Genomic DNA, 10,521 nt, shown 5'->3' with positions numbered 1-10,521 from the left:
CTTGGTGGAGGAACCATATTAGTGAAAGGAGCTACAGTAAGAGGCCTAACGACTGCGGCTTCTATTTGGATTGTTGCAGGTTTAGGATTGATTATTGGCTCTGGTATGTATATTTTAGCTGCGTTCACAACGGTTATTGTTTTAATGTGTTTAATTTTCTTAAATAGACTAGAAGAATATATGAGTTCGAAAAAGACGCGCAGGAAAATGAAAGTCGTTGTTAATTCAAGCCGATCTGCAGTGGATGAAGTGATTGAAAAGCTAACATCGTATAAAATAAAAACAAATAAAGTTTTCATGACTTCTTGTAAAAAAGATAGAGATGGAACAGTTACCTTTTATTATCAATTTGATGTAGAAGTTGACGCTACCCAGCATGGAATTCTTGAGAAGGTTCTTATTGATATAAATGAAGTGGAAAAAATATATTAAAAAGGTTTTACAAGCCTCAAACTTGGCAATATTTAAAATGAAACAGAAGAGTTGAAAAATTATTCTGTTCGTTTTATAGTTAGATTATAGTCAAATATAGTCAAAGTCAGTGAGGGGGAGGTTGAGTGAGAAATATTTCAGACATTATTGAACAGTACTTAAAGAATGTGCTGGACAGTAGTGGAAAAGAAATTGTTGAAATAAAGCGCAGTGAAATTGCAGATCGATTTCAATGTGTGCCTTCACAGATAAACTATGTTATTAATACAAGATTTACAATTGAAAGAGGTTACGTGGTTGAAAGTAAACGCGGTGGAGGGGGATATATCCGGATTATTAAAGTTCGTGCTGATAATCAAGCCCATCTGCTGGAACAGATTTTACGTTTAATTAACCAAAGGCTATCACAGGCTGCTGCTGAAGATATTATCGGAAGATTAGTTACCGAAGAAGTTATTTCTTCTCGTGAAGCAAAACTTATGTTAAGTGTTATTGATCGTTCTGTTTTATATATTGAACTTCCCCATAGGGATGAATTAAGGGCAAGAATGGTTAAAGCCATGTTAACTTCATTGAAATATAAGTGAAAGTAGGGGAGACGGATGATTTGCCAGGAATGTAACGAAAGACCGGCAACGTTTCACTTTACAAAAGTGATTAATGGTGAAAAAACAGAAGTTCATATTTGTGAACATTGTGCAAAACAAAATAGTGATCTTTTTATGTTTAATACAAATACAGGTTTTTCATTGAATAATTTATTAACAGGCCTACTCAATATGGACCATGGTATTGCAAAGTCGGAAGAGCAAAATGTTTTTAAAACAGAAGAACTCCCACAATGTGACCGTTGTAAGATGACGTTTCACCAATTTAAAAAAGTAGGAAGATTTGGCTGCTCTAACTGTTACTCTACATTTAAACATTATATAACTCCAATTCTTAAAAGGGTTCATGGTGGAAATACAGTTCATACCGGAAAAATACCTAAAAGAATTGGCGGCGATCTTCATGTTAGGAAAGAAATTGAACATTTAAAAAGTCAAATTCATACCTACATTGTTCAAGAAGAGTTTGAACAGGCGGCTAAAGCCAGAGATCAAATTAGGTTGCTTGAAAAGAAATTAAGCAGCTCCAATGAGGAGGGATCATAAGTATGTCACTCCAAAACTTTATGAATAAAGCAATGAGTGCCTGGATGAGTCAAGAAGGTCCTGATTCAGATATTGTGTTAAGCAGTCGTATTCGTTTAGCTCGAAATATTGAAAAGTATAAATTTCCAACACTTTCTACAAATGAAGAGTTACAAGATGTTCTAAATTTCTTTGAACACACATATGCAAATAAAACATTCCAAAATATTGGTCATTTGGAACTTCTAAAAATGAATGAGCTGCAACCAATTCAAAAGAGGGTGTTAGTAGAGAAGCATTTAATTAGTCCTAATCTTGCTGATCATTCTATTTATGGAGGTTGTTTACTTTCGGAAAATGAAGAAGTAAGCATTATGCTGAATGAAGAAGATCATATTCGAATTCAGTGTTTATTTCCGGGGTTACAGCTTGGAGAAGCATTGAGTATGGCCAACCAATTGGATGACTGGATTGAAGAAGAAGTGAATTATGCGTTTGATGAACAAAGAGGTTATTTAACGAGTTGCCCTACAAATGTAGGTACAGGTCTAAGAGCCTCTGTCATGATGCATCTGCCTGCTCTTGTCCTAACGCAAAAAATTAATCGCATTATTCCGGCAATTAATCAATTAGGATTAGTTGTTAGAGGAATTTATGGTGAAGGTAGCGAAGCTATAGGGAATCTCTTTCAAATCTCAAATCAAACTACACTTGGTAAATCTGAAAAAGATATTGTAGAGGATTTGATTAGTGTTGTTCAACAATTAATTGATCAAGAGAGATCAACCCGTGAAGCCCTTTATCAATCCTCTCATAACCAACTTGAGGATCGGGTATATCGTTCTTTTGGAACCTTAGCATATAGCCGAATTATTGAATCAAATGAAACGGCAAAATGTTTGTCTGATGTTCGACTTGGAATTGATTTGGGTATTATTAAAGACATATCCAGAACAATCCTGAACGAACTTATGATTTTAACTCAACCAGGATTTTTACAGCAGTATTTTGGTGGACCATTACGTCCTAATGAAAGAGATATTCGACGGGCAGCACTCATTAGAGAGCGTCTAAATCTAGAAATGGATCGTAATAAACGGATGGAGGATGATGAATCATGATGTTTGGAAGATTTACAGAGCGCGCTCAAAAGGTATTAGCACTAGCACAAGAAGAAGCAGTTCGTTTAGGACATAATAATATTGGAACAGAGCATATTCTATTAGGTCTTGTAAGTGAAGGAGAAGGAATTGCTGCTAAAGCTTTGTTAGCATTGGGACTAGGGCCTGATAAAATTCAAAAGGAAGTAGAAGGCTTAATCGGAAGAGGTCAAGATGCATCACAAACAATCCACTATACACCAAGGGCAAAAAAGGTCATTGAGCTATCAATGGATGAAGCAAGAAAGCTCGGGCACTCATATGTTGGTACAGAACATATTCTTCTAGGTCTTATCCGTGAAGGAGAAGGAGTAGCAGCAAGAGTACTTAATAATTTAGGAGTAAGTTTAAATAAAGCGAGACAACAGGTTCTTCAATTACTAGGAAGTAATGAATCTTCAGCAAATCATCAAGGCGGAGGCATTACAAATGCCAATACTCCAACTTTGGATAGTTTAGCCCGGGATTTAACAGCTATTGCTAGAGAAGGCAGCTTAGATCCGGTAATTGGAAGAAGCAAAGAAATACAACGTGTGATTGAAGTCTTAAGTAGACGTACAAAGAATAATCCGGTATTAATTGGTGAGCCTGGAGTAGGTAAAACTGCCATTGCTGAAGGCTTAGCGCAACAGATTGTACAAAATGAAGTTCCTGAGATCTTAAGAGATAAACGTGTAATGACTTTAGATATGGGAACGGTTGTTGCAGGTACAAAATACCGAGGTGAGTTTGAAGATCGTCTTAAAAAGGTAATGGACGAAATCCGCCAAGCAGGAAACATTATTCTTTTCATTGATGAATTACACACATTAATTGGTGCCGGTGGAGCAGAAGGTGCTATAGATGCTTCGAATATCTTAAAACCTTCTTTAGCAAGAGGCGAGTTGCAATGTATTGGTGCAACAACGCTTGATGAATATAGAAAATATATTGAAAAGGATGCTGCGTTAGAGCGTAGATTCCAACCGATACAAGTAGATGAGCCGACGGTTGACGAAAGTGTTCAGATCTTAAAAGGATTACGTGACCGTTATGAGGCGCATCACAGAGTATCGATTACTGATGAGGCAATTGATGCAGCTGTAAAATTATCAGATCGCTACATTTCAGACCGTTTTCTACCAGATAAAGCAATTGATTTAATTGACGAAGCAGGATCAAAAGTACGCTTGCGTTCTTTTACTACACCTCCAAATTTAAAAGAATTGGAGTTAAAGCTTGAAGAAATTCGCAAGGAAAAAGATGCATCTGTTCAAAGTCAGGAATTTGAAAAAGCAGCATCTTTACGTGATACAGAGCAACGTCTCCGCGAACAATTAGAGGAAACGAAGAAGACATGGAAAGAAAAGCAAGGCCAGGAAAACACTGAAATAACGGTAGAAGATATCGCAATGGTTGTTTCTAGCTGGACCGGTGTTCCTGTTTCCAAATTAGCTCAAACAGAAACCGATAAACTGCTTAATATGGAAAGTTTACTGCATTCTAGAGTTGTTGGTCAGGAAGAAGCTGTTGTGGCTGTTGCAAAAGCAGTTCGACGTGCTCGTGCAGGATTAAAGGATCCTAAGCGTCCGATTGGTTCATTTATTTTCCTGGGGCCTACAGGTGTCGGAAAAACCGAGCTTGCAAGAGCGTTAGCAGAATCTATCTTTGGTGATGAGGATGCTATGATCCGTATTGATATGTCAGAATATATGGAGAAACATTCTACTTCTCGCTTAGTTGGTTCACCTCCAGGGTATGTTGGATATGATGAAGGTGGTCAGTTAACAGAGAAAGTAAGAAGAAAACCTTATTCAGTTGTTCTTTTAGATGAAATTGAAAAGGCGCATCCTGATGTATTTAATATCTTGCTGCAAGTGTTGGAAGATGGACGATTAACAGATTCAAAAGGACGTACAGTAGACTTTAGAAATACCATCTTAATTATGACCTCCAATGTTGGAGCAAGTGAGTTAAAACGTAATAAATACGTTGGATTTAATGTGCAGGATGAAACACAAAATTACAAAGATATGAAGGATAAAGTCATGAATGAATTAAAACGTGCATTCAGACCTGAATTCATTAACCGTATCGATGAAATTATCGTGTTCCATTCTTTAGAGAAGAAACATTTAAAAGAAATCGTTTCGTTAATGTCAGACCAATTAACCAAACGACTAAAAGAACAAGATTTATCACTGGAGTTAACAGAGTCGGCTAAAGAGAAAATTGCTGACGAAGGTATTGATTTAGAGTATGGAGCAAGACCGTTACGTCGTTCTATTCAGAAAAATGTTGAAGACCGTCTTTCTGAAGAATTATTAAAAGGGACAATTAATAAAGGTCAGAAAATTATTTTAGATGTTGAAAATGGCGAATTTGTTGTCAAAACCGATGAGAAAGAAGAAGTAAAGGCAAATTAACATATGAAAAAAGTTGAGGCACACTTTCTGTTGTGTGCCTCACTTTATTTTTAGTTGAGAATCAAATCCACTTACATATTCCAACAAATGTTGAAATTTAAAAATGAACATTTATCCCCAAACGATTTGTTTGTATTTACTATCATAATTTGCTCGTCTACTTGCTAATCTTAATTAAGAGAGGAATATTTGAATGGCGAAATCAAAGGTGAAATTTATTTGTCAATCCTGTGGTTATGAATCACCAAAATGGATGGGAAAATGCCCAGGCTGCGGTGAATGGAATAAGATGACAGAAGAAGTGCTAAAGTCTGCATCACCTCGTAGGGCAGTGTTTGCTCATTCTAACCAAACAGTACAAAAACCCTCCCCCATAACAACAATCGAAACAACCCAAGAACCAAGAATATTTACAAATTTAAAAGAATTTAACCGTGTATTAGGCAGTGGTATTGTGAAAGGATCTCTAGTGCTAATTGGCGGAGACCCTGGAATTGGAAAATCGACATTGTTACTACAAGTATCTTCCCAGTTGGCAGATAACGGGAATGATGTTTTATATATTTCTGGTGAGGAATCGGTAAAACAAACAAAATTAAGAGCGGATCGTTTAGGAGTAAAGTCAAATAAATTACTAGTCTTATCAGAAACAGATCTAAGCTTTATTTCAAAAGCTATTGAAGATACGAATCCATCCTTTGTAGTAGTAGATTCTATACAAACTGTCTACCATAGCGAAATAAGTTCTGCACCAGGCAGTGTATCACAGGTAAGGGAATCAACTGCAGAATTAATGAGAATTGCCAAAACCAAAGGTATTGCGATTTTCATTGTGGGCCATGTTACTAAAGAGGGGTCAATAGCAGGGCCAAGATTACTTGAACATATGGTTGATACTGTTTTGTATTTTGAAGGAGAAAGACATCACACATATAGAATTCTTCGCGCAGTGAAAAACCGCTTTGGGTCTACGAATGAAATGGGTATTTTTGAGATGAAGGAAGCTGGCTTAGAAGAAGTCCTGAATCCTTCTGAAATATTTCTTGAGGAGCGGTCAAAAGGTGCAGCAGGATCAACCGTAGTTGCATCTATGGAAGGTACACGTTCTGTTTTAGTTGAGATACAGGCACTTATATCTCCAACTAGTTTCGGAAATCCACGAAGAATGGCCACAGGTATAGATCATAATCGGGTACCATTGTTAATGGCTGTATTAGAAAAACGTGTAGGTCTTTTATTGCAAAATCAAGATGCTTATCTAAAAGTTGCCGGTGGAGTAAAACTAGATGAACCTGCTATTGATTTAGCTGTTGCTGTAAGTATTGCATCAAGCTTTAAAGATGCACCACCAAAACCGACAGATGTAATTATTGGTGAAGTAGGATTAACAGGTGAAGTTCGAAGAGTATCAAGAATTGAACAGAGAGTAATCGAGGCAGCTAAGCTTGGATTTAAGAGAGCCATTATTCCAGAAGCAAATATTGGAGGATGGAATCCACCGGTAGACATTGAAATAATTGGGGTTAAAAATGTAGCAGAGGCTCTCCAAAAAACCTTAGGAGGATCGTAAATGACAGACATAGAGAGTAAGTCGGGTGAAAAGACATTAAACGAAATTTTACAGTTTGTTGCACCGGGGACACCTATAAGAGAGGGAATTGAAAATGTCCTTCGTGCAAAAACTGGTGGTTTAATTGTCGTTGGTCATAATGAGAAGGTAAAAAAGGTTATTGATGGCGGCTTTGCAATAGGGTGTGCTTTTTCATCGGCTCATTTATATGAACTAGCAAAAATGGACGGAGCAATTATCTTAAGTGATTCCGGTAACAAAATTATGTATGCAAATGCTCAACTGGTCCCTGATTCTTCGATTTATTCTTCGGAAACAGGAATGAGGCACAGAACCGCAGAGCGTGTTGCGAAACAAACTGGTAATTTAGTAATTGCGATCTCTCAAAGAAGGAATGTCATTACGTTGTATCATGGAGAGCTTAGATATGCACTGCGTGAAATTGGGGTCATTTTAACAAAGGCAAATCAGGCTATTCAAACATTGGAAAAATACAAAATAGTCCTTGATCAATCCATCTTAACATTAGGTGCTTTAGAGCTCGAAGAACTCGTAACCTTTAAAGAAGTACTACAAGTACTTCACCGTTTTGAGATGGTCTTGAGAATTAAAGATGAAATTATTGACTATGTGAATGAATTGGGAGCAGAGGGGCATTTGATAAGGCTGCAGTTAGCAGAACTTCTTACAGGTGTAGAAGAGGAAGCAGCACTGTTAATTAAGGATTATGCCCAAGACAAATCAGTTGATCCTTACCCTATTATCCAACAGCTTCAAGATCTATCCAGCTTTGAGCTTTTAGAAGATGCAGTTCTTTTTAAATTACTTGGATATTCTTCTTTTACGAATGTAGATAGTCCTGTTATTTCAAGAGGTTATCGTATTTTAAATAAAATTCCGCGACTACCCACAATAATTATTGAAAATTTAGTGACAACATATAAAAATTTGAAACTTATTATGGGCGCATCCGTAGAACAGTTAGATGAAGTGGAAGGGATAGGTGAGGTAAGGGCAAAGAAAATCAAAGACGGTCTAAAAAGATTACAAGATCAGCTTCTCATTGATCGCCATATATAAGAAGATTTCATGAAATTTTCCCTATTTTTGTTTTAATTACTGAAAAATAGGGTATATTAAAATTGTTTTTATTATGTGTATTTGGTTCAACATTACAAGCTTGTATCAATCTATTTACAAATTTTAGATAACTATTTCACAAGCTTCAGAATTAGGATAAAGTAGTAATAACTCAGAGGGAGGTGAAGGTATGTTAATTAAACGCATAATCCAATTGCTTTTTCTAAGTATCGGTGGAATGCTGGGAATTCTTTTTATACCGGAACTACTTGAATTAATGAATATGCAGGACATACCTTTTATTAACACGCCTTATACATTAGCAGTAATAGGTGCAATTATCTTTTTTATCGCAACGTTTTGGTTAGTTGATTATGTTGTAAACTGGATTAAAGTATTAGAAGAGGCTGTTGTTAAGGCACCTGTAACAGATGTACTGTTTGGTAGTTTAGGATTAATCTTTGGTCTTATAGTTGCTTTTCTAATTGTTATTCCTTTAAAAGATATCCAATACCAGGTATTTAACACCATCATTCCAATCTTTTTAACGCTATTATTAGGATATTTAGGGTTCCAGGTCGGTTTTAAGAAAAGAGACGAACTTATTAATTTATTCTCTGCTCCAAATCGTATTGGAAAGAAAAAAGGCGGACCTGATGAAGAAGTAGAAAATGAGGATAAAAAGTTAAAAATTTTGGACACAAGTGTCATCATTGATGGAAGAATTGCTGATATTTGTCAAACAGGATTTTTGGAAGGAACAATTGTTATTCCTCAGTTTGTTTTAGAGGAGCTCCAGCATATTGCCGATTCATCTGATGTATTAAAGAGAAATCGCGGTAGAAGAGGATTGGATATTCTGAATAGAATTCAAAAAGAACTTTCAATAAATGTAGAGATTTATGAAGGTGATTTTGAAGAGATTCAAGAGGTAGATAGTAAATTGGTTAAATTAGCCAAGCTCACATCGGGTGTTGTCGTAACCAATGATTTTAATTTGAATAAAGTATGTGAACTTCAAAAAGTTGCTGTATTAAATATTAATGATTTAGCAAATGCTGTTAAGCCGGTTGTATTGCCTGGAGAGGAAATGAATGTTCAGGTTATCAAAGATGGTAAGGAACACAATCAGGGTATTGCTTACCTAGATGATGGAACGATGATTGTTGTTGAGGAAGGCCGTAATTATATTGGCAAACATATTGATGTATTAGTAACGAGTGTTCTTCAGACGTCAGCTGGAAGAATGATCTTTGCCAAGCCCAAGCTTTTAGAAAAAGCACTGTAATTGTATAAAAATGGGGTCAGGTTCCGGGCAAAAGGAACCTGACCCTTTGTTTTATATATTTTATTATTCTATTAGAAAGTATAAAATGGAATGGGGACAGATAAGGATATTAGAGTTCCGAAAACCACAAATGTTTCAATAACGTAAAATTGAATTCGTTTAAGGAGTAACTTTATGAACTATCAAGTAATCATACCTGCTGCAGGACAAGGGAAGCGTATGAAGGCAGGAAAAAATAAACAATTTATTGAATTGAATGAAATACCTATCATTATTCATACATTAAAAGTATTTGAAGAACATACCCAATGTTCAGGCATTATCTTGGTTATTAATGAAGCGGAAAAAGCTGATTTTCAATATCTTATTGAAAAGTATCAAATACAAAAGGTTAATCAATTTGTCCTAGGTGGTACTGAGAGGCAGTATAGTGTTTATAATGGGTTAAAGGCAGTGAAAGATGAAGAACTTGTACTTGTTCATGATGGTGCAAGACCATTTGTTACTCAAAAAGGAATTGAGAATTTAGTGGAAAAGGCAGTTGATACAGGAGCAGCCATTCTTGCTGTCCCTGTAAAGGACACCATTAAAAAAGTCGAAGAAGGAATTGTCTCTGAAACTGTTGAAAGATCAACTCTATGGTCTGTACAAACACCACAAGCCTTTCAAATAAAATTGCTTTTAGAGGCACACGATAAAGCTAGAAATGAAGGATATCTAGGTACAGATGATGCAAGTTTGTTAGAAAGAGTGGGACAACCTGTATCAATTGTAACAGGGGATTATACAAATTTAAAAATCACAACACCAGAAGACCTCTATATTGCAGAGGCTATCTTAAAGAGAAATGAGGATAAAAAATGATAAGAGTAGGACAAGGATTTGATGTACACCAATTGGTGGAAGGGCGTCCTTTAATTATTGGCGGTATTGAAATCCCTTACGAACAAGGACTATTAGGTCATTCAGATGCTGACGTTTTATTACATACAGTTGCAGATGCCTGTTTAGGTGCGATTGCAGAAGGAGATATAGGAAAACATTTTCCTGATACAGATCCGGCTTTTAAAGATGCTGATTCAGCTAAATTGTTAGTCCATGTTTGGAACCTGGTGAAAAATCGAGGATATGAATTAGGGAATATTGATTGTACAATTATCGCACAAAAACCAAAGATGGCTCCATATATTGACCAAATGAGATCACGTATTGCAGAACTCTTGGAAGCAGATATTTCACAGGTGAATGTTAAAGCAACAACTACAGAGAAGTTGGGTTTCACTGGCAGACAAGAAGGAATTGCCTCACAAGCAACAGTGTTAATACAGAAGCGCTCGTAAATAGTTTAATTATTTTTGTGTCTTATCATCTTTGGTGATAAAATGAATTCTGATCTAACTATGATGTGAACGATAAGTTTTTTTACATATAGAATTTTACAGAGAAATAACGG

10 protein-coding genes (1 of these 10 cut by a window edge) are annotated in these 10,521 nt (G+C 36.1%); all 10 read left to right on the top strand.

The features are described from left to right. Positions 1-432, top strand: the 3' portion of a protein-coding gene (locus AC0L8O_RS22115; RefSeq protein ID WP_473445354.1) for an MgtC/SapB family protein. Its footprint begins 267 nt before the window's first position; only the last 432 of its 699 coding nucleotides appear in the window; its start codon lies beyond the left edge, outside the window; its stop codon occupies positions 430-432. 125 nt (positions 433-557) lie between these two features. After that, positions 558-1,019, top strand: a complete 462-nt coding sequence (locus AC0L8O_RS22110) for a CtsR family transcriptional regulator (protein WP_473445352.1) — start codon at positions 558-560, stop codon at positions 1,017-1,019. A 15-nt stretch (positions 1,020-1,034) separates the two neighbouring features. Continuing rightward, the gene (locus tag AC0L8O_RS22105; protein WP_473445350.1) at positions 1,035-1,586 is read left to right on the top strand and encodes a UvrB/UvrC motif-containing protein; all 552 of its coding nucleotides are present in this window, start codon (positions 1,035-1,037) and stop codon (positions 1,584-1,586) included. Between the two features lie 2 nt (positions 1,587-1,588). Beyond that, positions 1,589-2,686, top strand: coding sequence for a protein arginine kinase (locus AC0L8O_RS22100; protein WP_473445348.1), 1,098 nt, complete (start codon positions 1,589-1,591; stop codon positions 2,684-2,686). Next, positions 2,683-5,130, top strand: coding sequence for an ATP-dependent protease ATP-binding subunit ClpC (gene clpC / locus AC0L8O_RS22095; protein ID WP_473445346.1), 2,448 nt, complete (start codon positions 2,683-2,685; stop codon positions 5,128-5,130). Before AC0L8O_RS22100 ends, clpC begins: the two co-directional genes overlap by 4 nt. Before the next feature lie 193 nt (positions 5,131-5,323). Continuing rightward, positions 5,324-6,700: a DNA repair protein RadA gene (gene radA, locus AC0L8O_RS22090; RefSeq protein ID WP_473445344.1), complete on the top strand. Its 1,377-nt coding sequence runs from the start codon at positions 5,324-5,326 to the stop codon at positions 6,698-6,700. Then, positions 6,701-7,780, top strand: a complete 1,080-nt coding sequence (gene disA / locus AC0L8O_RS22085) for a DNA integrity scanning diadenylate cyclase DisA (RefSeq protein ID WP_473445342.1) — start codon at positions 6,701-6,703, stop codon at positions 7,778-7,780. Positions 7,781-7,970: 190 nt separating this feature from the next. Then, the gene (locus AC0L8O_RS22080) at positions 7,971-9,068 is read left to right on the top strand and encodes a PIN/TRAM domain-containing protein (protein ID WP_216774893.1); all 1,098 of its coding nucleotides are present in this window, start codon (positions 7,971-7,973) and stop codon (positions 9,066-9,068) included. Between the two features lie 174 nt (positions 9,069-9,242). After that, positions 9,243-9,932, top strand: a complete 690-nt coding sequence (gene ispD, locus AC0L8O_RS22075) for a 2-C-methyl-D-erythritol 4-phosphate cytidylyltransferase (RefSeq protein WP_473445340.1) — start codon at positions 9,243-9,245, stop codon at positions 9,930-9,932. Further along, entirely contained in the window at positions 9,929-10,408 is a 480-nt protein-coding gene (gene ispF, locus AC0L8O_RS22070; protein ID WP_473445338.1) for a 2-C-methyl-D-erythritol 2,4-cyclodiphosphate synthase, read from the top strand. The genes ispD and ispF overlap by 4 nt, the downstream gene beginning before the upstream one ends. The last annotated feature ends 113 nt before the right edge of the window (positions 10,409-10,521 follow it).

The sequence above is a fragment of the Metabacillus sp. KJ11-3 genome (assembly GCF_055808295.1).
Note: the sequence above shows the minus strand (reverse complement) of the source record. Positions and strands in the feature narration are given on the sequence as shown.

What these genes read in the sequence shown, in the direction of transcription:
- AC0L8O_RS22105 (WP_473445350.1), top strand. Translation starts at nt 1,035, where the DNA reads ATGATTTGCCAGGAATGTAACGAAAGACCGGCAACGTTTCACTTTACA.
- AC0L8O_RS22100 (WP_473445348.1), top strand. Translation starts at nt 1,589, where the DNA reads ATGTCACTCCAAAACTTTATGAATAAAGCAATGAGTGCCTGGATGAGT.
- clpC (WP_473445346.1), top strand. Translation starts at nt 2,683, where the DNA reads ATGATGTTTGGAAGATTTACAGAGCGCGCTCAAAAGGTATTAGCACTA.
- radA (WP_473445344.1), top strand. Translation starts at nt 5,324, where the DNA reads ATGGCGAAATCAAAGGTGAAATTTATTTGTCAATCCTGTGGTTATGAA.
- disA (WP_473445342.1), top strand. Translation starts at nt 6,701, where the DNA reads ATGACAGACATAGAGAGTAAGTCGGGTGAAAAGACATTAAACGAAATT.
- AC0L8O_RS22080 (WP_216774893.1), top strand. Translation starts at nt 7,971, where the DNA reads ATGTTAATTAAACGCATAATCCAATTGCTTTTTCTAAGTATCGGTGGA.
- ispD (WP_473445340.1), top strand. Translation starts at nt 9,243, where the DNA reads ATGAACTATCAAGTAATCATACCTGCTGCAGGACAAGGGAAGCGTATG.
- ispF (WP_473445338.1), top strand. Translation starts at nt 9,929, where the DNA reads ATGATAAGAGTAGGACAAGGATTTGATGTACACCAATTGGTGGAAGGG.